The sequence below is a fragment of the Thiomonas sp. FB-6 genome (assembly GCF_000377645.1).
Lineage (GTDB): Bacteria > Pseudomonadota > Gammaproteobacteria > Burkholderiales > Burkholderiaceae_C > Thiomonas_A.
On record NZ_KB898515.1, the window covers coordinates 1 to 24077 of the forward strand.

The window sequence follows — 24077 nt, forward strand, 5'->3', positions numbered from 1 at the left end:
GAAGGCGCACTGGGCGCAGATCTACTCGACCAACCCGCTCGAGCGCCTGAACGCCGACATCAAGCGCCGCACCAACGTCGTGGGCATCTTCCCCAACGACGCGGCCATCACACGCCTGGTCGGCGCCATGATGCTGGAGCAGAACGACGAGTGGTCGCTGAATCGCCGGTATATGCAGCTTGAAGGCCTTCAGTCGCTCTGCGATACTGCCCCGACTCGGCTGTCCGCTGTGGCACGCTGAGTACCGTGTAGCTCAGCCTGTCCGGGCTGTGGACCTACACCACGTCGCGGGACGCGACCCAGCCCGAAGGGTTCGGCGCCTGCGGGGCCCTCGCCGGCCGCCCGCACAGGGCCCAGACGTCCAGTCTGGACCCTGTGCGGGCAACCGACGATCGCTCCCGCAGGCACACGAACGAAATGCCAGTGATTAGCGGGACAGGACACTAGAAAGCGTGGGGTCATGGCGGACAAGCGTGGGGGCATGGCGGGCGCCGGGAGACGATCACGGGGACTCCCAGCGCGCCAGCAGCTCGGCGGGAATCGCCTGCACCACCTCGGCGTAGCGCTTGCCGACCAGCCGCTCTGCCTGGCGCAGCAGGACGCACACCGGGCTGCTCGGTTCATTCCGTTCGAACCAGGCGCGGGCCAGCGCGATGCTGGCCTGGGCCGCCTGGCGGTCGCCGGGTTCGCGCGGCGCGGCGGTGCCGGGCGCAGGGGCGCCGGCTTGCGCCGCGGCCTTGGCGGACTGGGGCGATGCGGGGGCCTCATCGCCTTGCGCTGCCGGCGCGGCTGCACTGGACGGTCCTTGCAGCATGGGCCCATCGGGAGGTGCCGGCTCGCCGTCGTTGCGCGCCTTGTCCGGGCTTGGGGCGTCGGGGGCTTCGGGTGCCGCCGGCGCCGGAGGCGCAAAGGGTTCCAGCAAGCGCTGCAGCGGGCCCAGATCGGGTGCCGCGCCACCCAGGTCCTCGTGTGCCCACGCCAACAGTTCCGCGAGGGCCGCGCGGGCACCTCCCAGCGCGCGCCGTTCGGATTCCTCGTCGATCCAGCTGCGCGCCAGCGAGGCGTGCAGGGCTTCGCGCGCGCTTGCATCCGCCGTGAGCGCGCGCTCGACGTCGCGCACCCGCTGCTGCCCGCCCGGAGTGCGCAGCGCGACCAGTTCACGCACGTCGGCCATCAGCCCCTCGGCGTCGCCCAGCAGGGCCAGCGCGTTGGCACGCATCGCGGGGTCGTGCTCGCCGTCCACCCGCGCCTGTGGATGCAGGTGTTCGCCGAAGCGGCGCAGCAGTTGCACGATGCAGTACAGCCCTTGCTCCAGGCCGAGTGCGCCGGCGTTGTGCACGCGGCAACGCAGCCACCACACCAGCAAGGTGATGTCGCGGCTGCGCTGCAGCAGGGCATGGCATTCGCGTTCGACCTCCCGCCAGGGAGGAGCCTCGCGGCGCTGGGTGAAGTTTCCGTACTGCACCTCCACGGGCGCGGCCATGCGCGCCTGCAGGGCGGCGTATTCGGTGGTGTATTCGAGGCAGGGCCCGGCCGGGCAGGAGCCGGGCAGGGGCTGCAGCCAGGCGCGCAGCTCGGCGGGAAGGCCGGCGGATTCGTCGGGGCTGGCGGCCGGGCTCCAGGCCTTGTCGGACGTGTCGGCCTCGTCGGACGTATCGGACTTGCCGGCCGCGGGTTCGGCGCGCGCGGACCGGACGGCCGCGTCTCGTCGAAGGCGGCGTTGGGGGCTGCTCATGCACAACTCCTGGGTGGGGGGAAGGATTCGCGGACGGGGTGGTCGAACTGCACCGCCACCATGCCGGCGGCGTCCGCGGCCGCGCGGGGGTCGCCCAGCCAGGCGCTGCGCGCCAGCGCATCGGGGCCGCCCAGGGCCGCGGCGCGCAACTCGGCTCCGGGCACCAGCAGGCGCAGGCTCCAGTCGAGCTCGCGCCCCACGAAGCCGCGCACGCAGGCCGCCACGGCCTGCAGGGCGCGGCCGCCGGAGCCGGGCAGGAGCTCCAGGAACCCGGCGAGATCCAGCGGGCCCACGCGAATGCAGAAACGCCCCTGGCGGTCGGGCACCCTGGCGCCCAGGATCGCGGCATCGCCCAGGCGTGCGCCGCGGTCCTGCGCACCCAGGCGGCTGCGCTCGCAGTCCTGCACCTGCAACCATTGAAGCTCGAATTCATCCACCCGCACCGGCACGCACAGATAGTCGCGCAGCGCGCTGGCCAGGCCCTGCGCGCAAGGGTTCGGCCGCAGGCGCTGGGCCGCGCTGGCCCAGCGGGCATGCGCCGGCCAGGCCGACGGCGGGTGCCGGGGACTGTCGCCGGCCAGGCTGGCGATGTAGGGCGTGAATCGCTCGTCGTGCCGGCGGTCGAGGGCCGCCGCCGCCTGCGCCTGGAACCAGGCGCGGTACAGCAGGGACATGGCGCGATGGTGGAACAGGTCGAGGAAGTCGGCCAGCGCGGCGTCCCGCGAGGCGTGCAGGCGCTCGCGCACGAATTCGGTGTAGTGCAGCGGCAGGCCGCCGTTGGGACCCAGCATGCCCAGGCCGAAGCACAACACCCGGACCTGCCGCGGGCCGGCGCGCACCTGCGCGATCTCCCTCGGCGCGAAGGCCAGGCTCGGCTGCTGGCCCAGGCGCACGAATTCCTGGCGCGGCAGGCGCGCCTCGCCGATGCGCGGATGGTCCACGGCGTGGGCGCACAGCCGGCGCAACAGCGCGAACAGTTCATGGCGCCAGGGTTCGCGCTCGGCGCGCAACAGCCATTGCGGCGGCGCCGGGTCCGGGGCGGGGTCGCCGGCCGCGGCGCCGCGCGGCTGCTGCGAAGCCATCAGATCACGCCCTGCGTGCCCATGCGCAGCGGGCCGGCCCAGAGGGCGCCACGCTGCACCGAGTGCAGCGACACACGGGAGCAGCTGTTGATGGACACGTACTGGGCCAGCACCCTGTCGAGCACCATGGCGAGCAACAGCGGACTGCCAGGCGCAAAGGCCTCGTCGTCGAGCTCCAGTTCGCACTCCAGCGCGCGCCCGAAAACCAGCGGACCCGCGACGGGCAGGCGCCGCGTGGTGCAGGCCATTCTGGCCGCGCGCAGCGCCTCGATGCGCCGCAGCGCGTCGGCGTCGTCGCTGCGCACGAACAGGCTGAGCAGTTCACGAAGCGCCTGCGCCGCCTGCTCCCCGTCCAGTTCGGCCAGGGGCAGGTGATGCATGCCGAGCAGGCGGATCAGGTTCCACGCACCGCTTTCCATGGCCACGGGCGGGCGCGGTGGCGATGGCGCGCGCAGCAGTTCGGCCGACGCCACCGCGGCCTCCACCGACAAGGCCCGGCTCGCGGGGGTGGTGCCGCCGATCCACAGCGGCAGGTCCCGATTGGTCAGCCACGCACGCACGGAGATCTGGTCCATGTCGACCGACAGCGGGGCCTCGAACTGGTCGACCAGACTGACGAACACCTCGGTTCCCACATAGGATGAGCGGGCTCCCCAGCGGCGCACGGCATCCGAGGGCGCACGTTGGGCCCGTCGTACGGCGAAATAGCGGCCATGGTCGCCGCCGTCGCGGTGCAGGGTCTGGTACAGGGGCCTGAAGCACAGCAGGTCGGAGGTGCCGCGGCGGTGGCCCTCCAATTGCTCGACCGCCCAGACCTCGTGGTCCAGGGGCCGCGAGCGGTCGCCGAGCAGCTGGTATTCGCTGCGGTCCTCGCTCAGGTGCACGCGGTCCGTGCGGGCTTCGAACAGATTGATCACCGGCGTGCAGAACAGCGCCAGGCTCCCGGCGTCGACCCAGGCGCACAGATCGGGCGGCGCGTCCTCCAGCAGCAGGTACAGGTCGACGGCCTGTGCGTCGAGTTCCCCGAGGGCCTTCGCGAGGCCGCGCAGCGTGAACTCGTACAGGCATTGCGGGGCGTGGAAATATTCCTGCAACAGGTTGTGCGCGCGCAGGGTGTTGTAGCGCAGCGGAAGCAGGCCCGCTTCCGGGTGCATGCCTTCATAGGCCAGGACCTCGCCCTCCAGCAGCCGGAATTCGCCGGCGCCATGCGCGGCCTGCGGGGCGCGCACCGCGCAGGCGGCGAAGCTGCGATGCAGAAGCTCGAACAGGCGCGAGCCCATGGCGAGGTCGCCCGCGAGGTGGATGCGCAGGCTGTCCAGGCCGTGCAGGTCCCGCAGGCGCCATTCGCCCAGGGTGCGCAGGCGCAGGCGCAGGCATCCCCTCAGCCGCGCCTGCGCGGGCAGGCCGCGGGATGCGCGCCCCAGTTCCGGAACGCCGGCCTCGAGGCGGGCCTCGGCGAGCTCCAGCGGCCACAGCCGCAGCTCGGCGCTGCTGCGCCATTCGACGGGGGTATCGGCATGATGCTCGAGGTTGCTCCACAGGCGGGTGTGGGCGGGAACGAGCACACCGGCGTCCAGGGTGCGATCGTCGTGCCGTGGGCGCAGGCGCGCCACGCCCATCGCCGGCATCGGGGCCAGGAAGTGCGGATGCAGGACTTCCAGCAGGCGGTCGGCGAAGCGCGGGAACTCGGCGTCGAGCTTGATGCGGGTGCGCGCCGACAACAGACAGAAGGCTTCGATCAGGCGCTCCACGTAGGGGTCGGCGACCTCGGGCGCACCGATGCCCAGGTGCGCGGCGGCTCCGGGGTGCATGCGCGCGAATTCCGCGGCGCCCTCGCGCATGTAGAGCAACTCCTGGCTGAAGTATTCGAGCAGCCGGGGATGCATCAGCCGCGCTCCGCCACGGGCTCGGGCCCCGATGTCCCCTCGCGCGCGTCGAACCAGACCCGGCGGGTCTCGAGGTCGAGGGCGGAGCGCACGACGAAGGGCAACGCCTGCGGGAGGTCGCGGATGAGTCCGCGGATCTGGAAGCTCAGCATGTTGTGCCTGGCGACGCCCGCATCGTGCAGCACGGTGAGCTCCACCGAGCCCTTCTGGATGCGCGGCTCGAATCGATCGATGGCCGCGCGAAGCGACTGCTCGATCTCGTCCCAGGCCCTGGGGCCGTCGAAATTGCCGGAGATGGACCGCAGGCCGAAGTTCCAGCAGGACTCGAGCACCGCCCCGAAGCGCGTGGGATCGAGCAGATGTTCATGATTGGTGCTGTTGAGCAGGGCGCTGAGGTCGCGCAGCACCAGCGCGCGCAGGGCCTCGCGCTCGGCGCGTGCGCTGGTGGGTGCGGCTGCGTCCGAGGCGCAGAAGCGCTCGAACAGGCTGGGGCGCGTGCGTGGCCCGAGCCGGGCCTCGCGGATGGGCGGCAGCGCCTGCCCTTCGGGCCGGGCGGAGCCTGGGAGGAATCGCGGGGACACTAGAGGCATGGCGAGGCTAGGGGCATGGTGAATCCAGGGCGCAGACGTGGTGCTCGATGCGCGCAAGCTCCGCATCCGGGCGACGGGGTTTCGCGGGTGCGCGCGTACATGCACTCGGCGTGCAAGGCGTGCAAGGCGTGCACGGCGGGGAGGACGGGCCGGGCAGGGACAGCGGCGACAGGCTGCGGGCGCCGTGCTTGTGCAGGACCGAGAGCGGTGAAGGCGGCGCGGGCCTTTCGAACAGGCCCGGAGCGTCGTGCTCTCCCAAGGCGGCCATCCACGGCGGCGGACGTAGGGGGTTCAACGGGGACATTGCAGGCCCTCCAGCATGCCGGGTTTCCAGGGGTTGGGCTCCGGTCCGCCCACGTGCAACACGGCGCGGCGCCCCTTCGGGCCGTAGGCGAGATCGATGCCGCCGCCCGGCGGCGTGCCCAGGCGCTGGCCCTGGGCCAGCAGGTGCATCCACGCCCAGGGGCCCTGCGCACCGAGCTCCAGCACCTCGCCTGCGTCGAGGCCCTCGAAGCGCATGCGCGCGTGGCCGCTGCCGGGACGCTGCGCGGGCCAGGCGGCGTGCCAGGGCAGCACGGGGCCGTGCGCGTAGCGCATGTCCCGCCCGTCGACGTCCAGGCGCAGCATGGCCCACCGGGTGTCGAGCTCGGGAACGCTGAGGTCGAAATCCCATTGGGGGCCGGCGCCGTTGCGCCACAGGGCGTTGCGCACCTGGGCCACCCGCGCGAAGGCTTCCGGGTCCGGGCCGCGCTTGCGCAGCAGATCGAGCAGTTCGCGGGCCACCGGCCCGCTCGCGGATTCGTCCGGCGACGCTGCGGCGCCGACTGCGGACGGCAAGCCGGGCCCGGCGGCCGCGGCGCTGCGATAGCGCCATGGGCGGCTCGAGGTGTCGACCCAGGGCTGCAGGTAGGCGCGGAAGTAGCTGTCCGCCGCCCCCGCGGGGGCGAAGAAGGCGCGAAAGTCCTCGAGATCCGCATCCGGTCCGTCGCGACGCAGCGGGAACCGGTTGGCGAGGGTGCGCGCGCAGGGTTGCGCGACCTGCTCCTGGAAGGCCGCGGCGATGCGGGCGTAGATCTGGGCGGCCTGGGTCTGCGCGAGCGTGCCGCTTGCGCCGAGCAGGGCCGTCGCGGCGTCGCCGCCGAGTCCTTGCACGACCGGGCCGATCGGTGCGGGCAGCGTGCCCGCCAGGGCCTCCAGCTTCGCGCCGGCCTGTTCGATCTCGGCCTCTGGCGGCTTGCCGGCGCGAATCGAGCTGGCCGCCACGCTGGCCGCGGTGTAGTAGTCGTCGAGCCAGCCTCGCAGGCGCTGCACCGCGGCGGGGTCCGCGTCGGCTCCGGCCAGGGGCTGCAACTCCAGCAGACGAGCGGCCACCGGGTCGGAGGCCGCGGTCTGCGCGGCGCGCAGCGGTTGCAGTTCAAGCCAGACCTGGCGCGCGAGATCGAGCAAGGGCGAGTTCTCGGAAGCCATGGACTGCAGGTACTGAAGCTGCGGCTCCAGGCCGGGCATGGGCTGCGGACGGATGTCGCCCAGGAAGGCGCTCCATTCGCGTGCGTATTCGAGCCAGTAGGCGTGGCGCAGCTCCTCGCTCAGCAGTTCGTCGGACGCGACCCCCGCGCCTTCTCCGAGCACCCTGCGGTCGACGCTGCCGGCGGCCGCGGCCCATTGCGCCAGATGCGGCGCGATGACGCCATTCCAGGCCTGCGGGCTGAACCAGCCCGGCACGCCGCGACTCAGCGGCCGCCCGGAGGCCAGGCGGAAGGGACGCTCGGCGCGCGTGCCCTGCCACGTGGCCAGCGAGTACTCCGCAGGCTCGAGCTGCCGCGGCAGCTGCTCGCGCACGATGAACCAGAGGCGTTGCGGGCGCCCCCTGCGCAGCAGCCATTCGCGGGCACGCTGGATCAGCGCATCGTCGGCGGGCAGGGGATCCTGCAGCACGCCCGCCGGCGCGCGCAAGGCGCGTTCGAGCAGTTCGTTCGACGCGTGGCCGCGCACCCAGCCCAGCACCACGGGCGCCTCGAAGCTCGCGGGGTCGTGGAGCATCAGATAGGCGCGCAGCGCCGCGAACACACCGGCGTCGTCGTCACGCTGCATGGCTTGCTCGATCTGCCCGCGCAGGTCCGCGGCCAGTCGGGGCGCGAGCAGCGCCGTCTGCAGCCGCAGCGCGACGGCTTGCGCCGCGCCGCGCACCGGCTGCAGCGCCATGGCGCCCAGCGGCCAGGCCGCGCGCATACCGCGGCAGGCATCGAGCAGGTCCTGGGCGCCTTGCAGCGCGCCGTCCCAGGCTTGCGTGCCGGACGGCAGGCGCAGGGCGGTGGCTGCCTGCGCCTGCAGCCCCTCGGTCTGGCGCCCCAGCACGTCCAGTTGGCCGCGGGTGCGCGCGTAGGAAAGGTGCAGACCCTGGAAGGCGGCGGCCGCGGCCAGCAGCGAGGCGGCGACCGCGAAGCCTTGGCGCCGGCGTCGCCGCGCCCGGGCCGGCGCCAAGGCCAGGCCCGATGCGGCATCGGCAGCCAGCACGATGCGCAGGATGCCCGCCACGAAGCGCCCCGGTTCGGAGGGTAGCGGCGGCTCGGCATCGCAGGAGGTGCAGCTCTCCAGGAAGACCCCGCGCAAGCCGGGAGCCGCCGCCACGCCCGCAGGGCGCGCCGGCAGCCCGCGGGACACCGAGGCCGGCGCCTCGGGCCAGGGAGCGAACACGGTGTCGATCCAGCCGCGCAGGCGGGCGGCGAGCTCGGCGTAGGCATGCGGGAGCTCGTACATGCGGCATCGCCCCTGCAGCGAGAAGTCTTGTTCCAGGCATGCCGGCAACAGTTGCTCCAGACGGCGATGCAGCAGGTCGAGTTCGTCGCGCAGCACAGCCGCGGGATGCGGGGTGCCGCCTGTTGCGGAACCCTCGGGAACGACGAAACCCCACAGATCCTGGCGCTCGCGGCGCCGGGCATGGGCGTCGAGCGCCCCGAAGTATTCCTCGAAGCCGGAGAGGCTGTCGGCCTTGGTCAGGACCAGGTGCACGGGCGGCGAAGCTCCGAGGGTGGCGCGCAGCTGCAGAAGTTGGCGGCGCGCGGCGAGGGCGGACTGCGCGAGGCGCTCCGGAACTCCCTGCAGCAGCAGCGGCACGTCCACGGCCAGGATCACGCCGTGCAGCGCGGCCTGGGCACCGCGCCCGCGCAGGCCTTGCAGCAGGGCGCTCCAGCGGGCGTCCGCATCGGCCGTCTCGGCACCGGCGGGCGTGTCCGCACCGGCAAGATCCTCGCCGGGCGCGGCGCCGGGTGCGGGCACAGGCGCCGGAGCCGGCGCGCCGTGGCCGAGCGCGGGCTCCGCGGCCCCGCCAGCGGGGCCCGGCGATCGCTGGGAGCCCGAGGAACCCGGGCTCTCCACGAAAATCGCGCGCTCGCCCAGCCAGAAGGTACATGCCGCGGGCTCCTGTTCGGCGACGTCCATGCCCTGGCAGCGCAGCAGGCGCAGGCTCGAGGCGGCCAGCAAGGAGCTCTTGCCCACGCCTTCGGCTCCCAGCAGCAGGTACCAGGGAAGATCCTTGCGTGCGCGCCAGGCGTCCAGGCGTCCGCGCCAGCCGCCGCGCGCGTGCAACTGGCGCCACTGACGCAGCGCCTCCTGCAACTGCAGTGCGAGAGCGCCGTGAAGGCGCTCGGGCCGGGCCTCGGCCGGCGTGGGAAACAGCAGGCGTCGCACCGCGCCGGCCAGCTGGCGCAAGTCGTGCTCGCGTCCGTCGCGGCGCCATGCACGCCAGGCCAGCCAGGCCAGGTAGCCCAGCACGATCAGGCCGACGAGCAGCGCGCGCAGCGCGAGGGGGCGCAGGGGCCGGTGCTGCGCCCACGCGAGTTCGGCGCCGCCCTGCACGATGAGCAGGCAGCCCAGGCCGAGCACGGGGCCGAGCAGCGAGCGCCGCAGCGCCCACAGGCAGGCTCCCCAGAGCACCAGCAGCACCAGCGCCGCGCGCGTGCCCGCGGGCGCCAGCGGGTGACCGAAGCCCACGCTCAGCAGCGGGCCCGCGATGGCCAGCACCACGGCCAGCGCCAGGCCCAGCGCCACCGCCGCGACCAGGCGCGGCGAGACACGGGGCAGGCGGATCGGCAGCCCCTTCACGGCGCGCCTCCGGGAGTGCCGCGCAGCACGATGTCCACGCGCCGGTTGCGCGCCCGCCCGGCCTCGGTGGCGTTGTCCCCGAGCGGGTCGGCACTGGAGCGTCCGATCGCCCGCACCCGGCTGGCCGGCACGCCGTCCTGCGCCAGGCGGGCGGCGACGGCCTCGGCGCGGCGCCTGGAGAGTTCCTGGTTCAGCGAGGGATCCGCGCGCGGACCGGTGGCATCGGTGTAGCCCAGCACCAGCACCTGCCCGCCATGGGCCTGCAGCATCGCGGCCACCTGCCGCAGCAGCGTGGCCACGCCGGGCTCCAGTTCGCTGCTGCCCTGGGAGAACATGCGCGCGTCGCGCAGGCCGATGCGCCAGCCGTCGGCTTCGGGCGCCACCTCCAGCTGGCCGGCGCGGATCGGAGTGGCCAGCCAGGCCCTGGGATCGACGTCGGCGCGCGCCGCGGAGACGGGCTCGGGCTGCGGCGCTCGGGACGGCGAGGGGGCGGGGCGGGACAGCGCGGCCTCGGCCTCGGCACGCAGGCTCAGCAGTTGTTCGCGCACCGCCGTGGAGCCCTGCAGCACCTGGTCGCGCCAGCTCCAGGCAAAGCCCGCCCAAAGCACCAGCGCGATCGCGGGCAGGACCCAGGGCAGCAGGCCGCGCCAGGGTCCCGGCGGCGCGGCGGCGGGGGCGGCCCGCGCGTGAGGCGCCACGCTCAGTGCCTGGGTGTCGCCGCCCAGCATGCCCAGCAGGCGGCGCCGTACCTGGTCCAGCGCCTGCTGGCCGTCGGCGCGGCAACGGTAATCGCCCATGAAACCCAGCGCCAGGATGTGCAGCATCAGCTCGAGCACGTCGCGATGGTCCTGGGGCTGCGCGGCCAGGCGCGTGATCAGCAGAAACACGGTGCGCCCGCCCTCGCCTTCCTGATGAAACTCCTGCAGCAGCGCGTACTGCGACCAGGGGCCGACGCTGGACTGCTCGCCACCTGCCCAGGGCTTGCAGCTCAAGGCTTCGTCCAGCGCCGTACACAGCGCATAGCGCGCGGCCAGCATGTGCTCGTGGCGCAGTCCGGCACGGTCGCAGGCGCGCGAGAACTCGAGCACTTCCTGCGCCAGGCGGTCATGCAGGGCGCGCAAGCCGGAGGCCGGCGCCTCCTGCGCGCACTGGATCGCGGCCAGCGCACGCAGCAGCGCGCCCGCGGCATGCAGCAGGGGATTGCGGGGCGTCGCGCCGCGAGCCGTGACCTGCGCACCCGGCGCAGCCCCGGCATCGCCGAGGGGTGCCGGTCCGGGCAGGCCGGCGCCGGGCTCGCCAGCGGCGGGCCGCGCGATCGCGTCCGGCCACGGCGCTTCGGAGAGGGTGCCCGGCATCATGATGCTCGCTCCGGCCTCGGCGCGGCGCCCCACTGCCGGCCCGCCACCCGCAGCTGCCAGGAGCCGCCGCTGTGGTGGCGCAGGCCTTCGGGCCCCAGCTGCAGGGACTGGCCGGCGGCCTGCAGTACCAGCGAGCCGGCGCCCTGCAGGCGGACCCCTTTCCGCGCGGATCCCATGCGCAGCAGGGAGCGCGCATGCAGTTGCAGCTGCGCCTGGGGAGCCAGCAGGCTCAGCGGCCCTTCGGAAACCACGCATTGCAGCCCCTGCCGCGCGCCGGCCAGCAGGGCCGCGCCGTCGGCGTGCAGCAGCATGGCGTCGCCACAGCCGGCGAGAAGATCGTGCTCGGCGCTGCAGGCTAGCTGCGCGCGGGCATCCACCTGGGCGTCGCGCGGGCTGCTCAGGTGCAGGCCGGCCTGGGCCTGCAGCAGCAAGGGGGTGCTGCCGGTGTCCAGGTCGGCACGCAGCGCCGCCGCCGGACCTTCGGGCATGGCATCGCGGGCATCGCGCGGCGGCCGCAGGCCGGCATGCCGGTCCAGCCACTCGCGCAATTGGCGACGGCAAGCGCGCAGCGGCTGCACGATGTCCTGCGCGGCGCGCGAAGCGGCCCCGCTGAGCACCAGCAGCGCGCGCGCCGCGCGCACGGCCACGCCGGCGTCGCTGCGCAACTCGAAACCTTCGCCGCGCGGGGATCCCCGACCGTCGCGGCGGCTCACCGGAGCGTGCTGGCCGAGGCGCAATGCGCTGGCTTCGCTGTCGCTGGCCAGCTGCGCCTGCAGCGCGCCCTCGCGGTCGTCGAGCAACAGGCGGTTTCCGCCCTCGTCGGCGCAGTCCTGCGCGTGCTCGCGCAATGCGTGGGTGTGCCAGCCGGAGATCGCGGCCGTGGACGGCAGCGGCCACTGGGTGGCATTCGCCGGATTGCGCAGCAGGCCCAGGCATACCGGCGCATCGGGATCGCCGTCGAGAAACTCGACCAGCACTTCCTCGCCGGGGCGCGGCCAGGTCGCACAGCCCATGGCCTCGCCCGCCGCGGGCCGCAGCAGCCGGATCCAGCAGGTGCTGGCGTCGGCATCGCCATGGGCCCAGTGCAGGCGCACCCGCAGGCGCCCGACGGCATCGGTGAAGGAAGACTCGGAGCGCGCCGCCTCGAGCACCGTGGCGGTCTGCGCGCCCAGGGCCCGCGAAGCGCGGATCGGGGGCATCGGGCACACCTCGTCGTCGACGGGACGGGCCTCGAACTCGACCTGCACCGCCGGCGGGCGTGCCGGCTGGGCCGCGGCAGGGGCTTGCCAGCACAGGCTGCTGCGTTGCACGTAGTGGCGCTCCTCGGCCTTCCCACTGGCGCTGCGCAGGCGCAGGCGGCAGCCCGCGGCCAGCCCGGACAGCGTGCCGCTTCCCAGCACCCTGTGCAGCCCGCGCCGCCCCTGCCGTGCGTGCCGGCGGTTGAGCCGCGACTCGGCCAGGGCGTCGCCCTGCTGCTCCGGCTGCGCGTCGAGTTCACGGCGCGGCCGGCACACGCCGTCGGCACCGTGCCAGCGGATCAAGGTATGGGCGGCGTCGGCGTCCGCGCCGGAATCGTCGCGCCACACGCGCGGAGCGCCCGGGTGGCATTCCGGATGCGCGGCCGAGATCCAGGTCGCCACGCCTTGCGCATCCTCGGTGCACAGAGCCTGCAGCACGCCGGCTTCGTCGGGCCGGGCATGGGAGCGCAGTTCCAGCACGGCGCTCGATCCCACCGGCGGATCGCGCAGCGCATGCACTCCGTCTCCCAGCACCAGGCAGTGACCCTGCGCGCCATGCTCGAAGTGGGCGTGCAGGCCCCAGCGCGCGCATTGGCGCCGCAGGAACTCGCCGTCGGTCTCGTCGAACTGCACCAGGTAGTCCAGGCGCGGGTAGTGCCCCTGCAGGCGCAGCTCCCAGGCATGTTCGTAACGCCCGAGCAGTTCGCGCAGGACCTCGACCACGCTGCGGTCCTGGTGCACCCGGCTGGCCACGCGCATGTCGGCCAGGCGGGTCCAGGGCTGCAGGCGAAGCCGAAGCATCGGGCCCTGCGGGGTGGATGCACCGGATCCGGCCGTGACCCGGCGAGCCGGCGCGGGCTCCTCGTGCCCAGGCTGGTCCAGTTGGGTGACGATGCCGGCGATGCAGCGGCCGCCGGGCCCCGCGGCCGCTACGGACTCCGGGGCAGCAGAAGGCAGCCAGATCTGCAGTTCCCGGCCGAGCATCGCGTGCGCTTGCGGGTACGCATCGGGACACGAATCAGGACACGAATCCTGGCCCGCGACCGGGCACGGGGACGCAGGCCCTGGCAGCGGTCGGCGGCGTTGCAGCAGGACCTCGTAGTCGAAACCGTGGTTGATGGCTTCATGGCCGCGCAATTCCAGCAACTGCCAACCGTGGGGATCACCGCCCTCGGGGAAGCCGGCCCGCAGCGCGGGGCCGGCCAGGTGCACGGCGCCGGGAAGCCCGGAGGCGGGGAAAGCCCCGTGGCGGGGCGGTTCGGAACGCATGGGGCTCATCGTGTCAGCGCAGGGCCCAGAGTTGCAGCGACAGGCCCGGGAACTCGACGGCCATGTGGATGCCGATGCCGCCGCTGGCCAGCAATTGCTGCCACAGCGCGCCTTCGGCTTCGAGTTGGAAGTACACCTGCTCGGAACGGTAGGGGATCTGCCGCGGCGGCACCGGAAGCGGGCGCAGCACGATGCCGGGCAGGTGCAGGCGCACGAGTTCCGGCAGGCGATCCACCGGGCCGACCTTGGCCTGGGTCACGAACTGCTGCAGCAGGGCCTCGGCCTCGATGTCCGCGCCGACCGCGACCACCAGGGCGCTGAACTGTTGCAGCTCGGCTGGATCGATCGTTCCCACGCGCATGCCGTGGGATTCGTCGCGCAAGGCGATCGGCTCGGCGCCGCGGCGCAGGGTCCTGTGAAGCAGGTCGCGAAGGTCATCCAGCAGCGGCACGAAACTGGCACCCGGGTCGGCATGGGTATAGCCGGGCAGGGGAATCGGTCGGCGCGTGTCGCCGCGCAGGTAGGTGGAAAGTTCGGCGTCGAGGCTGCGCAGCAGCGCGTAGACCCGCTCGGGCGCGGCGCGCCCCAGTTCGATCAGATGGCCCAGGCGGCTCGCGTAGGCATTGAGCAATTGCAGGAGCAGGAAATCGGCCACGTCGGGCGACTGCATGCGTGCCTCGCCGGTCAGGCGCTGGGCCAGCGAGGTGGCGCGCCGCTCCAGCTGCGCCTGCAGGTCGGCCAGCCAGCGCACCAGCGCATCGCTGGCCTCGACCGCGGTGCAGGGCGGCAGCATGCGCGGGTCGAGTTCGACGCTGCCATCCGCGTGCACGGCGGCGACTCGGGCAACGCCCAGGTCCATCCAGCCTGCGGGCAGAGCGGACCGCGGGATCAGCCGCGGTGTCTGCCGAAGCAACTGCACGCTGCGCGCCCCCTGGCCCGAGGGCTGCACGTCCTGCAGATCGGCGTCGAACACGGCGTGTCGGGTGGCGCCGGGCGCCTGATCCGGAAGGTGCACGTCCTGCGCCTGCGCCACGCCGGCCGGCAGGGCCAGCACGATCTCCTGACCGACCAGGTCGGCATCGATGCGCAGGGCCGCCGGCGGCATGGCCAGCGACGGAATGTCGAAAGCCAGGCCGTCGGGCCAGACGCCGCGAGCATGCGCGAGTTCGAGGCGCCCGGAGGCTAGCGCGCTGGTTTCGAGGGCCAGGGACTGGAAGCCCCAGAACAAGGGCCCCAGGGGCTCGCAACGCCTGTGCGCCTGCTGCTCCAGGTAGCGTTCCTGCTGCTGGAACATCTGCGGCGACAGGAACAGCCCCTCGCTCCAGCTCACCTTGTTGAACCAGACCATGCCTGCTTCCCGGGTTGGTTTCGTGACATCACGGCTGCGTGGCCTTGGAGGGCGGCTCAGCGATCGACCACGATCTCGAGCGCCCTCGCCCTCAGCTGCACCTCGGCGCGCAGGACCGGCGTGGGCAGCACGGCGTCGAACCAGTGGGCCTGCGGCTGCGGCACCTCGCGGCTGGCGCGCCAGGTGGCCTGGGGCAGATCGCGGTACGCGGCGGTCACGCCCAGCACGGCCATGCCGGCGGAGGCCTTGCGCTGCAGCCTGCGCTGCTCGCCGGGGCGCAGCACGAGTTCCTCCACGTGCAGGCAACTGGCTCCCAGCGCGGCCTTGTCGTCCGAGGCCAGGCTGAAGTAGTCGACGGTATCGAAAGGGTCCCGGGAGCTGAGCTCGTAGACCCGCACGAGGATGGGCGCGGGCTGTCCCCGTTCATTGGGGTTCACGTCCGCGGCGGCCACGAATCGCAGGTCGAGTTTGAGCAGGCCGGGCGCCGAGGCTCCCGCCGCGCCGCTGCTGGCGCAACCGCCGAGCATCGCCGCCGCGGCCAGGCACGCGCCGGAACACAGGCAACGCCTGCGCTCCCGCAGCATCGCGGGAGCCCAGGCCGCCTTCGCTTGGGGCGGCGCGCGCATCAGGCCTCCTGGTTGCGCTTGAGGTCGTAGCCGGCGGTGATGGTTCCACCGGGGCCGCCCTGCTGGTTCTGCACCTGGTATTCCTGGGTGACCTTGGCGAAGGACAGGTGGACCTGTTCCTGGCCCTGCTCCGCCTGCGCGCTCTGCACGCTCGGGCTGACGCTGGTGACCAGCACGTCCTCCATGGTGAGCTTGAGGTAGTCCAGCGGCTCTCCACCGGCCTTGCGCACCGTCAGCACCGCCTTCGCGATGTGCTTGCCGGTCAGGCACATGCGCATCAGGTTGGGGCTGGCCCGGTCGAGACGGTGGGTGAACTCGAGGTCGCCCACCTGCGCCTTGCCCGCGCCGCCACCACTGCCGCTGTGCATGGCACCGCTTTGCTGCATGCTCCACTGCCAGCCGATCAGCTCGATCTCGTCCTTGTGCGAGCCGTCCTGGCTTTCGCCGTCGACTCCGTCCAGTTTCAGAAAGATATCCTGCGCCATGATGGTTCCTTTGGGTGAAGGGCGTGCGGCTCAGGGCCGGCCGGCGCGCCCGGGTGGGAAGGGGGTCGCCACGCGCCGGCGCGCTACGCGCTCCTGGGCACCGAGGGCAGGCGCGCGACCAGGCGCAGGCTGACCGTCAGGCCCTCGAGCTGGAAATGCGGGCGCAGGAAGAACTTGGCGTTGTAGTAACCGGGGTTTCCGTCGACGTCGTCGACCACCACTTCCGCCGCGGCCAGCGGGCGGCGCGCCTTCGTGGCCTGCGAGGAGTTGGCCGGATCGGCATCCACGTACTGCATCAGCCACTCGTTGAGCCAGCGCTGCATGTGCTCGCGCTCCTTGAAGGAGCCGATCTTGTCGCGCACGATGGCCTTGAGGTAGTGGGCGAAGCGCGTGCTGGCGAACAGGTAGGGCAGACGCGCGGACAGCTGCGCGTTGGCCGTGGCATCGGGATCGACGTACTGCTGCGGGCGCTGCAGCGACTGGGCGCCGATGAACGTGGCGTGGTCGGTGCCCTTGCGGTGCACCAGGGGGATGAAGCCGGCGCGCGCCAGTTCGGCCTCGCGCCGGTCGGAAATGGCGATCTCGGTGGGGCACTTCATGTCGAAGCCGCCGTCGTCGGTGGGAAAGGTGTGGCAGGGCAGGTTCTCGACCGTGCCGCCCGATTCCACGCCGCGGATCATCGAGCACCAGCCGAACTCCTTGAAGCTGCGGTTGATGTTCACGGCCAGCGCGTAGGCCGCGTTGGCCCACACGTAGTTGCGATGGTCGCTGCCGTCGGTGCGCTCCTCGAAATGGAACTCGTCGACCGGGTTGGTGCGCGCGCCGTAGGGCAGGCGCGCCAGGAAGCGGGGCATCGCCAGCCCGACGTAGCGGGCGTCGTCGGTGTCGCGCAGGCTGTTCCACGCGACGTGTTCCAGGTTGCCGGTGATCTTGGCCAGGTCGCGCGGATTGGCCAGCTCCTGCCAGCTCTGCATCTGCAGGGTCGACGGGGCCGCGCCGGCCAGCAGCGGGGCATGGGCGGCGGCGCACACCCGCGACATGGCGCCCAGGAGTTCGACGTCGGGGGCGCCGTGGTCGAAGTAGTAGTCGGCGACCACGCAGCCGTAGGGCTCGCCGCCGAGCTGCCCGTATTCGTCCTCGTACAGGCGCTTGAACAGCGGGCTCTGGTCCCAGGCGACACCCTTGTAGCGGCGCATCGTGCGGCGCAGTTCGTCCTTGCTCAGGTCCATGAAGCGGATCTTGAGCATTTCGTCGGACTCGGTGTTGGACACCAGGTGGTGAAGGCCCCGCCACGCCGCCTCCAGGGCCTGGAAGTCCTCGTGATGGAGGATCAGGTTGATCTGTTCGGTGAGCTTGGCGTCGATGGCGGCGATGACCGCCTCGATGCAGGCGTAGGCGTCGTCGCTGACGGTCGTGCTGTGCACCAGGGCCTGCTCGGCCAGCGTACGCACCGCGCTCTCCACCGCCGCGCGCTGCAATTCCCCGCGGGGACGGAATTCCTGGGCGATGCGCCGCAGCTGGGCGAGCTCGCCGGGCGGCACGAGGGGGGCCGGATCGAGGTTCGGGGCCGCGATGTCGCGAAGCGGCGCGGGGGCGTCCAGGGAAGTCGTCGGGGGAAGCTGGGACATGGCTCTGGGACGGGAGCTGCGGAAGGATCGGGGGAGCGCGGCCCGAGGGCCACGCCGGCGGGCTCAGGGCTGCGCGGGCTCGTCGGAACGCGGGGGCTGGAGCGTGGCTTCGGGCGTGGCTGCGGGCGCCGGAAGTTGCGCCAGCGCCCGCAGCGTGGCGGGATCGCGCAGCAGGTGGCGCACGAGTTCCTCGGCCCCGGACTTGCCATCCATGTAGGTCTGCAGGTTGGCCAGCTGGGTGCGCGCGCGCAGCAGGTACTGCAGGGCCTCGACCTTGGAGGCGATGGCGGCGGGCGAGAAGTCCTCCATGGCTTCGAAGCTGAGGTCGACGGCCAGCTGCCCCTGCCCGCTGAGGGTATTGGGCACGGTGAAGGCGACTCTGGGCGCGAGCGCCTTCACGCGCTCGTCGAAGTTGTCGATGTCGATTTCGGCGAAGCGCCGCTGCGCGACGTCGGGAATGCGGCGCTCCGACTTGCCGGACAGATCGGCGAGCACCGCCATGACGAAGGGAAGCTGGACCTTCTTTTCGCTTCCATAGGTTTCGACGTCGTACTCGATCTGCACGCGCGGCGCGCGGTTGCGGGCGATGAATTTCTGGCTGCTCTGGCTCATGGCATGCGGCGCGGGGCTGGTGGTATCTGGGGAAGCGCGATGAGGTCGGGGGACCAAGACATAGACTTCGATACGCGCCGGAAGTTCCGCTACCCGTACGAAGCGTGGGGGTGTGTCGGACATTCAGGCCTGCCCGCGGTGCCGGCCGTTCGGGGCAGAATGCAGCCATCCCCTCCGGCCCCCGACCCGCCATGTCCGCTCCCGATCCCAAGCCCGACCGCGCCGTCGAAGCCCGGCGCTTCGTGCGCACGCACCCGCACGGCGTGCTGTCCACGCTGTCCCGGCGCCTGGACGGCGCGCCCTTCGGATCCATCGCGCCCTTCGTGCTCGACCATGAAGCCTGCCCGGTGATCCTGATCTCCACGCTGGCCGAGCACACGCGCAACCTGGATGCCGACCCGCGCTGCAGCCTGATCGCGCATCCCTGCGCGCAGGACCCGCAGGCGGCCGGGCGCGTAACCCTGGTGGGGCGTGCCGAGCGCCTGCCGGACAAGCATGCGCTGGGGCCGCGCTACCTGCGGCGCTTCCCCGAAGCCGAGGGCTACTTCGGCATGCACGACTTCCACTTCTACCGCCTGCGGGTGGAGGCGGTGCGCTTCATCGGAGGCTTCGGCAGCATCCACTGGATCGACGCCGCGGACTTCGCGCCGCCCACGAACACACTGGGCGACAGCGAGGCGTCGATCCTCGAACACATGAACGCCGACCACGAGGCCAACCTGCGCGCCTACTGCCGTCACGTGCACGGCCTGCAGCCGGCGAGCGTGCGCATGATCGGGGTGGACGTGGACGGATTCGATGTGCGCGCCGACGAGCGGGTGCTGCGCTTCGAGTTCGGACAAGCCGCGTGCGACGCCGCCGCGGTGCGCGCGGCGCTGGTGGCGCTGGCGCAGGCCAGCCGCGAGCCGGGCTGAGTGCGTGCGAGCGCCGCGGATCAGGCGCCGCGGATCAGGCGCCCTGCGGCTGCCCGCCCGCCTCGGGCGCCTGGACCCCGGCGTTTCGGCGCAAGGCGCCGGCGGCCGGCAGGAACAGCTCGGTCAGCTCCAGCGCGCAACCACGGCGCAGGAAGGCCGAGCGGCGGGCCCATAACGGCGCGCATGCGGCGTGCGGGAAGCCGGCGCGGCCGAGCGCGCGCGCGGCGGCGCGAACCAGGACATGCGCGCCGCCCAGGCGCCGAAGTTCGAGCGGGCCGCGCCGCAGGTCGGGGCGCTGGAACAGCCAGTCGCCCAGTGGCCGCGTGCCGAAGCCTCGCAGGGCCCGCCACGGTCCGCGCAGCGCCCCGGCCGGCAGCACGCTGCGCGCCCACACCACCGGCACGCCGTCGAGCAGCAGGAGCACTTCGCGGGTCCACAGCGCGCCCGCGGGGCCCGCGTGGAAGCCCTGCCACAGGCGCAGCACGCGCAGCTCGCGCCCATGCGCGCGCAGCAGGCGGCTGAGCGAGCCGTGCTCGAGCAGGAAGGGCAGCAGCGAACGCGGCGCACAGGCCGCGGCGCGGGGAAGCTCACGCCAGTGCGCGCGGCCGTGCAGCGGCCCGGGCGCGCCGCGGCGGAGTGTCGCGGCGACGCCGGCCATGCATGCGCCCTTACTTGGCGGAATCGAGCGCCTTCACCAGGTCGGCGTACTCGACGGCACCGGTGATTCGCGTGCCGTCATGCAGGAAGGTGGTGGGGGTGCTCTGGATGTTGAGCTTCTGGCCCAGTTGCAGGTTGGACTGCAGCACGTCGGAATTGCAGCTGGCCGGAGCGGGCGGCGGTTCCTTGTGCTCGCCCATCCACGCCTGCCAGGCCTGGCCCGGGTCGGGTGCGCACAGGATCTGGCGCGACTTGGCCGGGGAGTTCTTGCTGATCACCGGGTAGAGGAACACGTGCACGGTCATGTTCCCGGCCTTGGCCAGGCTCTTGTCGAACTGGCGGCAGAAGGGGCAGTAGGGGTCCTCGAACACCGCCACCTGCCGGGCGCCGTTGCCGTAGACCACCTTGAAGGAGTCCTTCAGCGGCAGGTGGTTCCAATCGACCTTCTGCAACTGCTGCACGCGCGCCTGCGTGACGTTCACGCCCGAGCGGGTGTCGAGGATGTTGCCGGCGAACAGGAAGGAGCCGGTGGCGTCGGTGTAGAACACGTGGTCGCCGAAGTCGACCTCGTACAGGCCGGCGTAGGGGGTCTTGACGATGTGCGCCGAGGCGGGGAAATCGGGCAGCAGCTTGGACAGCGCGCGCCGCACCTGCTCGGTGTTGTCGGCAGCGTGCGCGCTGCCGACCAGCAGGGCCAGCGCGCCGGCCGCGCTGATCAGGAAGCGTCGGAAGTTCATGGAAGGATTCTCACAGGAATGGGGCCGGGGCGCCGTGGTGCAGGCGCGAGACATTTCAGGGCTTCGGGTTTCTCGGGCGGATTTCGGCGCCGGGTTCAGGAAAGCACCGAACGACCTGAAGCATAGCCCGCAAGCCAGCTTTTCAGCAGGGGCAGGCGATCGGTGGCGCGCAGGCCCAGCGCGCGCAGCGGCGCCATCCAGCGAAGCCCAGGGGAGTATAGGCGGTGCAAACCGTCGGTCGCCAGCTCCAGCGCCAGCACCTGTTCGGCGCGGGCGCGGGCGTAGCGCTGCAGCAGCGGCAGCTGGCCCAGGCCTTCGCCGGCACCACGCCGCCCCAGCACCGCCGCCAGCGCCTGCACGTCCTGCAGCCCCAGGTTGAGCCCGTGGCCGGCCATCGGGTGCACCACGTGCGCGGCGTCGCCGAGCAGGGCCACGCCCTCGGCCGCCACGCTGTCGGCGCGCTGCAGCACCAGCGGCCAGGCGCCGATCGCTCCCGCCGCCTGCAACGGGGCCAGATGGCCCGCCTGCAGGGCGTCCAGGTGCTGTTCCACGCGCCGCGCGAGTTGCTCGGGCGCCAGCTGGCGCAGCTCCTCGGCCAGCGCGTCCGGGGCGGACCACACCAGCGAGACCTGCTGCCCGGGCAGGGGCAGCAGCGCCAGCACGCCCCCGTCGGCGGTGAAGGTCTGCCGCGCCGCGGCGCCATGCGGGGCCGCGCAGGCGAAGTTGCACACCACGGCGCTTTGCCCGTAGGGCCGCGAGCGCAGGCCGATGCCGCTCCATTCCCGCACGCGGCTGGAGCGGCCGTCGGCTCCCACCAGCAGGCTGGCATGCAGCCGGGCGCCGCCGCCGAGTTCCAGTTCCCAGCCGTCCGGCGCGCGGCGCGCCTCGGCCACGGGCTCGGGCATCGCCCGCACGCCGCGCTCGAAACGCAGGGCCAGGTCCAGCGCGCGCTCGATGGCGTCGGATTCGAGGATCCAGGCCAGCGACTCCACGCCCTGGGCATAGGCATCGAAGCGCAGGACGGCCCCGTCGGCCGCGATGCGCATGGCCTGCACCGGTTGCACGCGTTGCCCGGGAATCTGGTCCCAGGCGCGCAGGCTGCGCAGCAGGTCGCGCGAGGCCTCGTTGAGCGCATAAATGCGCTGCGCGAAGCCTTGGGCCGCCTGGGCGGGAGCCTCCCGCGCCCCGCAAAGGCTGACGCGAAGGCCGGCCTGGGCCAGGGCCAGCGCGGCCGCCTTGCCCACCAATCCGCCGCCCACCACCGCGACATCGTCGCCCAGCATGGTCATGCCCTCTCCGCTATGCCTAGAATCGATCGCGAAAGCCTGATTCAACCCTGATGCCTTGGTCCCAGGACCAAGGGGTGCATTGTGCACCCTTGCGCCACCCGGAGCCTGCCTCGCCATGCCCAGCCCGCGCCCACGCGGCCCTGTCCTGCAGCTCTCGCGCTCCCCCGGCCGGGTGCCCGCCGCCGCATGGCCGCGCGCCTGATCCGCATCGTCGTCGCGGCACTGCTGGCGCTGGCCATCCTGCTGGTCGGCGGCGTGGGCCTGGCCCTGCTGGCCTTCAATCCGGACGCCTTCAAGTCCGTGCTCATCGCATCGGTGCAACAGCGCTACCACCGCCGGCTGGACCTCCCCGGCACGCTGCGCCTGCGCCTGTTCCCGCCCTTCACGCTGCAGACCGGCCCGATGCGGCTGAGCGAGGCCGATGACCACACCCCCTTCGCGCAGGCCGCCGACATGCGCCTGCACCTGAACGCGCTGGCCCTGTTGCGCCGGCGTTTCGTGGTGGACGGAATCGCCTTCGACGCGCCGCGCGTGGAACTGCGCCGGGATGCGCAGGGGCACTGGAACTTTTCCGATCTCCTGGTGGCGCCGGGCAGCAGGATGCCCGCGCTGGACATTCACGAACTGAGCGTGCAGGGCGGCGACGTCGTGCTGCGCGATGCGGCGCGTGGGCTGGACGGCCGGCTCGACGGTGTCGACGGGCGCGCCAGCGGCATCGGGCGCGGTGGCTGGCACCCCTTGAGCCTGCGCGGACGCGCATCCCTGGCCTCGCCCGACGCGGCCGCCAGCTTCGACCTGCAGGGCCAGCTGCACGCGGACTCGGCCACGGGGGTGTCGCTGCGCAACCTGCTGCTGCGCAGCGACGGCCGCATGCTGGGCGGCGCGCACCTGCTGAGCAACCTGCGCGCGCAAGTGCACTGGAACCCGGGCCCCGCGTCCGGCCTGCTGATCCAGGACCTGCATCTGCGTGCCCAGGGCCGCGCCCGCGACGGCAAGCCGCTGCAGATCCAGGTGGACGAACCGATGCTCCAGTGGAGCGCAAACAAGATGCACGTGGCCGCGCTGCACGGCGAGGCACTGCTGGGCGCCGCTCCGCGCACCTTGCACCTGGAACTGCGCGGGGCAGCGGGCGGCGGGCCGGACGATGACCTGCAACTGCCCGAGCTACGCCTGCAGCTCAGCCGCGCCGCGCCGCGCCCGCTGGGCCTGGCGCTGCAACTGGGAGCGCACCTGAACCTTCCCGCCGGCGAGCTGCGCATCGACGCGCTGCAGGCCCACGCCACCTGGGGCTCGGCGCCGCGCGCCGGGCAATGGCAGGCGCAGGGCAAGGGCAGCTATTCGAGCGCCAAGGGCCTGCAACTGCAATTGCAGGGCGAGCACGAGGGCTCGCCGCTGCAGCTGGCGCTGCTGCACGACGCCGCCGGTTGGCAGCTGCAGGCCAAGGCCAGGTCGCTGGACCTGGGGGCGGTGCCCGACGCCGCCGGCTGGCAGCGCACCCGCGCCTGGCTGCACGAGCTGCCCGGCGCCAGCCTGAGCCTGCAGGCGGACTCGCTGCGATGGGGCCCGCTCCATTGGACGCAGGTGCAGGCGCAGGCGCACGACGATGCCTCCGAGCTGGTACTCGACAGCCTGCAGGCGAAGGCCTGGGGCGGTTCGCTGCAGGCCAACGGCAGCGCGGCGCTCGAAGGGCCGCGCGCCGCGCTGCACGCCAGCCTGAGCGACGTGTCCACGAGCTCGCTGCTGGACGCCCTGGTGGGGCAGGCGGCGCTGCAGGGCAACGCGAAGCTGCAGGCCGATCTGCAATGGCGCGATCCGGGCGGCGCGGCGCCGCAGGGCGCGAGCGGAAGCGTCGGCCTGAGCATGGGCAAGGGCCAGCTGCTCGGCGTGGACCTGCAGGATCCCGGGCGCAGCGTGACCCACGCCTCGAGCGCCTTCCATGCACTGGAGGCCCGCGCGAGCGTCGCGCAAGGCAGCGCGACACTGGACAGCCTGGAGCTCCACGCTGCCTCGGGCACCTGGGTGGGCAGCGGCAGCGTGGACCTCGCCACCCGCGGGCTGCGCCTGCGCCTGGCGCCGGCGGCCCCGGCGCGACAGCCGCGCGCAGCCGAGCAGCTGTCGATTCGCGGCAGCGCCTCGCAGCCGAGCTATCGCTGGACGGCCGAGGCCGTCGCTCACAACCCGAAGTAGGTCTCGCGCACGGCGTCGCTGGCCTCGAGTTCCTCGCGCGTGCCGCTGGCGCGCACCTTGCCGTGGTCCAGCAGGTAGCCGCGGTCGGCCAGCGCCAGGAAGGCCACGTTCTGCTCGGCGATCAGCAGCGAGGTGCCCCCCCCGATGGTCGTGCGCAGCACGTCGATCACCTGCTTGACGAACACCGGCGCCAGCCCCGACGAGGGCTCGTCCATCAGCAGCAGCCTCGGCTCGGCCACCAGCACCTTGGCGATGCCCAGCATCTTGCGCTGCCCCCCCGACAGGGTCGAGGCCGCGTCGCGGCGCTTTTTCGCCAGGTCCGGGAACAGCTCGAA

19 protein-coding genes are annotated in these 24077 nt (G+C 72.8%); 3 read left to right on the forward strand and 16 right to left on the reverse strand.

Features of this window, described 5'->3' with window-relative positions; translation table 11 throughout:
- Window positions 1-241, forward strand: a 241-nt coding sequence (locus tag D466_RS22320; protein WP_018914295.1) for a transposase, incomplete at its 5' end; no start/stop codon positions are given.
- A gap of 261 nt (window positions 242-502) precedes the next feature.
- Here the strand turns inward: D466_RS22320 and D466_RS22325 are convergent.
- The 12 genes from D466_RS22325 to tssB all read right to left on the reverse strand — a co-directional run bounded on the left by D466_RS22325 (window position 503) and on the right by tssB (window position 17958).
- On the reverse strand, window positions 503-1735 hold the full coding sequence (locus tag D466_RS22325) for an ImpA family type VI secretion system protein (RefSeq protein ID WP_018915163.1): 1233 nt from the start codon (window positions 1733-1735) through the stop codon (window positions 503-505).
- Window positions 1732-2817 carry a type VI secretion system baseplate subunit TssG gene (gene tssG / locus D466_RS22330; protein ID WP_018915164.1) on the reverse strand — a complete coding sequence of 362 codons (1086 nt, stop codon included), beginning with the start codon at window positions 2815-2817 and terminating at the stop codon, window positions 1732-1734. Before tssG ends, D466_RS22325 begins: the two co-directional genes overlap by 4 nt.
- Window positions 2817-4703 carry a type VI secretion system baseplate subunit TssF gene (gene tssF, locus D466_RS0118385; RefSeq protein ID WP_018915165.1) on the reverse strand — a complete coding sequence of 629 codons (1887 nt, stop codon included), beginning with the start codon at window positions 4701-4703 and terminating at the stop codon, window positions 2817-2819. Before tssF ends, tssG begins: the two co-directional genes overlap by 1 nt.
- On the reverse strand, window positions 4703-5284 hold the full coding sequence (gene tssE, locus D466_RS22335) for a type VI secretion system baseplate subunit TssE (protein WP_018915166.1): 582 nt from the start codon (window positions 5282-5284) through the stop codon (window positions 4703-4705). The genes tssF and tssE overlap by 1 nt, the downstream gene beginning before the upstream one ends.
- Window positions 5285-5584: 300 nt before the next feature.
- Entirely contained in the window at window positions 5585-9394 is a 3810-nt protein-coding gene (locus tag D466_RS0118395) for an ImcF-related family protein (RefSeq protein ID WP_018915167.1), read from the reverse strand.
- Window positions 9391-10752, reverse strand: coding sequence for a type IVB secretion system protein IcmH/DotU (gene icmH, locus D466_RS0118400; protein ID WP_156004452.1), 1362 nt, complete (start codon window positions 10750-10752; stop codon window positions 9391-9393). Before icmH ends, D466_RS0118395 begins: the two co-directional genes overlap by 4 nt.
- Window positions 10749-13259 (reverse strand): type VI secretion system tip protein TssI/VgrG, encoded by a 2511-nt coding sequence (gene tssI / locus D466_RS0118405; protein WP_018915169.1) that lies wholly within the window; start codon window positions 13257-13259, stop codon window positions 10749-10751. Before tssI ends, icmH begins: the two co-directional genes overlap by 4 nt.
- Before the next feature lie 13 nt (window positions 13260-13272).
- Complete coding sequence (gene tssK / locus D466_RS0118410; RefSeq protein WP_018915170.1) at window positions 13273-14607, reverse strand: type VI secretion system baseplate subunit TssK; 1335 nt, start codon at window positions 14605-14607, stop codon at window positions 13273-13275.
- 56 nt (window positions 14608-14663) lie between these two features.
- The gene (gene tssJ, locus D466_RS0118415) at window positions 14664-15233 is read right to left on the reverse strand and encodes a type VI secretion system lipoprotein TssJ (RefSeq protein WP_018915171.1); all 570 of its coding nucleotides are present in this window, start codon (window positions 15231-15233) and stop codon (window positions 14664-14666) included.
- Complete coding sequence (locus tag D466_RS0118420; protein ID WP_018915172.1) at window positions 15233-15718, reverse strand: type VI secretion system tube protein Hcp; 486 nt, start codon at window positions 15716-15718, stop codon at window positions 15233-15235. The genes tssJ and D466_RS0118420 overlap by 1 nt, the downstream gene beginning before the upstream one ends.
- 83 nt (window positions 15719-15801) lie before the next feature.
- Window positions 15802-17346 (reverse strand): type VI secretion system contractile sheath large subunit, encoded by a 1545-nt coding sequence (gene tssC, locus D466_RS0118425; protein WP_018915173.1) that lies wholly within the window; start codon window positions 17344-17346, stop codon window positions 15802-15804.
- A gap of 63 nt (window positions 17347-17409) precedes the next feature.
- Complete coding sequence (gene tssB / locus D466_RS0118430) at window positions 17410-17958, reverse strand: type VI secretion system contractile sheath small subunit (protein WP_018915174.1); 549 nt, start codon at window positions 17956-17958, stop codon at window positions 17410-17412.
- Window positions 17959-18149: 191 nt separating this feature from the next.
- On the opposite strand from tssB, the gene D466_RS0118435 reads away from it, so the two are divergent.
- A complete protein-coding gene (locus D466_RS0118435; RefSeq protein WP_018915175.1) occupies window positions 18150-18872 on the forward strand; it encodes a HugZ family protein in 723 nt (240 codons plus the stop codon).
- A gap of 34 nt (window positions 18873-18906) precedes the next feature.
- Here D466_RS0118435 and D466_RS22340 read toward each other — a convergent pair whose 3' ends face one another.
- The 3 genes from D466_RS22340 to D466_RS0118450 all read right to left on the reverse strand — a co-directional run bounded on the left by D466_RS22340 (window position 18907) and on the right by D466_RS0118450 (window position 21555).
- On the reverse strand, window positions 18907-19530 hold the full coding sequence (locus D466_RS22340; RefSeq protein ID WP_018915176.1) for a chorismate lyase: 624 nt from the start codon (window positions 19528-19530) through the stop codon (window positions 18907-18909).
- A 10-nt stretch (window positions 19531-19540) separates the two neighbouring features.
- Entirely contained in the window at window positions 19541-20266 is a 726-nt protein-coding gene (locus D466_RS0118445) for a DsbC family protein (protein ID WP_018915177.1), read from the reverse strand.
- A gap of 95 nt (window positions 20267-20361) precedes the next feature.
- Window positions 20362-21555 (reverse strand): FAD-dependent monooxygenase, encoded by a 1194-nt coding sequence (locus D466_RS0118450; RefSeq protein WP_018915178.1) that lies wholly within the window; start codon window positions 21553-21555, stop codon window positions 20362-20364.
- 186 nt (window positions 21556-21741) lie between these two features.
- Here D466_RS0118450 and D466_RS22345 point away from each other — a divergent pair, with 186 nt between their 5' ends.
- The gene (locus tag D466_RS22345) at window positions 21742-23742 is read left to right on the forward strand and encodes an AsmA family protein (RefSeq protein WP_018915179.1); all 2001 of its coding nucleotides are present in this window, start codon (window positions 21742-21744) and stop codon (window positions 23740-23742) included.
- Here the strand turns inward: D466_RS22345 and D466_RS0118460 are convergent.
- A partial coding sequence (locus D466_RS0118460; protein WP_018915136.1) for an ATP-binding cassette domain-containing protein occupies window positions 23727-24077 on the reverse strand: 351 nt, incomplete at its 5' end. The genes D466_RS22345 and D466_RS0118460 overlap by 16 nt on opposite strands.

Bases quoted from the DNA above. Each gene is read 5' to 3' on its own strand.
- D466_RS0118420 (WP_018915172.1), bottom strand. From the start codon at position 15,718: ATGGCGCAGGATATCTTTCTGAAACTGGACGGAGTCGACGGCGAAAGC.
- tssK (WP_018915170.1), bottom strand. From the start codon at position 14,607: ATGGTCTGGTTCAACAAGGTGAGCTGGAGCGAGGGGCTGTTCCTGTCG.
- tssI (WP_018915169.1), bottom strand. From the start codon at position 13,259: ATGCGTTCCGAACCGCCCCGCCACGGGGCTTTCCCCGCCTCCGGGCTT.
- D466_RS0118435 (WP_018915175.1), top strand. From the start codon at position 18,150: ATGTCCGCTCCCGATCCCAAGCCCGACCGCGCCGTCGAAGCCCGGCGC.
- tssC (WP_018915173.1), bottom strand. From the start codon at position 17,346: ATGTCCCAGCTTCCCCCGACGACTTCCCTGGACGCCCCCGCGCCGCTT.
- D466_RS22325 (WP_018915163.1), bottom strand. From the start codon at position 1,735: ATGAGCAGCCCCCAACGCCGCCTTCGACGAGACGCGGCCGTCCGGTCC.
- icmH (WP_156004452.1), bottom strand. From the start codon at position 10,752: ATGATGCCGGGCACCCTCTCCGAAGCGCCGTGGCCGGACGCGATCGCG.
- D466_RS0118450 (WP_018915178.1), bottom strand. From the start codon at position 21,555: ATGACCATGCTGGGCGACGATGTCGCGGTGGTGGGCGGCGGATTGGTG.
- tssG (WP_018915164.1), bottom strand. From the start codon at position 2,817: ATGGCTTCGCAGCAGCCGCGCGGCGCCGCGGCCGGCGACCCCGCCCCG.
- tssB (WP_018915174.1), bottom strand. From the start codon at position 17,958: ATGAGCCAGAGCAGCCAGAAATTCATCGCCCGCAACCGCGCGCCGCGC.
- tssF (WP_018915165.1), bottom strand. From the start codon at position 4,703: ATGCATCCCCGGCTGCTCGAATACTTCAGCCAGGAGTTGCTCTACATG.
- D466_RS0118445 (WP_018915177.1), bottom strand. From the start codon at position 20,266: ATGAACTTCCGACGCTTCCTGATCAGCGCGGCCGGCGCGCTGGCCCTG.
- D466_RS22340 (WP_018915176.1), bottom strand. From the start codon at position 19,530: ATGGCCGGCGTCGCCGCGACACTCCGCCGCGGCGCGCCCGGGCCGCTG.
- D466_RS22345 (WP_018915179.1), top strand. From the start codon at position 21,742: ATGGCCGCGCGCCTGATCCGCATCGTCGTCGCGGCACTGCTGGCGCTG.
- tssJ (WP_018915171.1), bottom strand. From the start codon at position 15,233: ATGCGCGCGCCGCCCCAAGCGAAGGCGGCCTGGGCTCCCGCGATGCTG.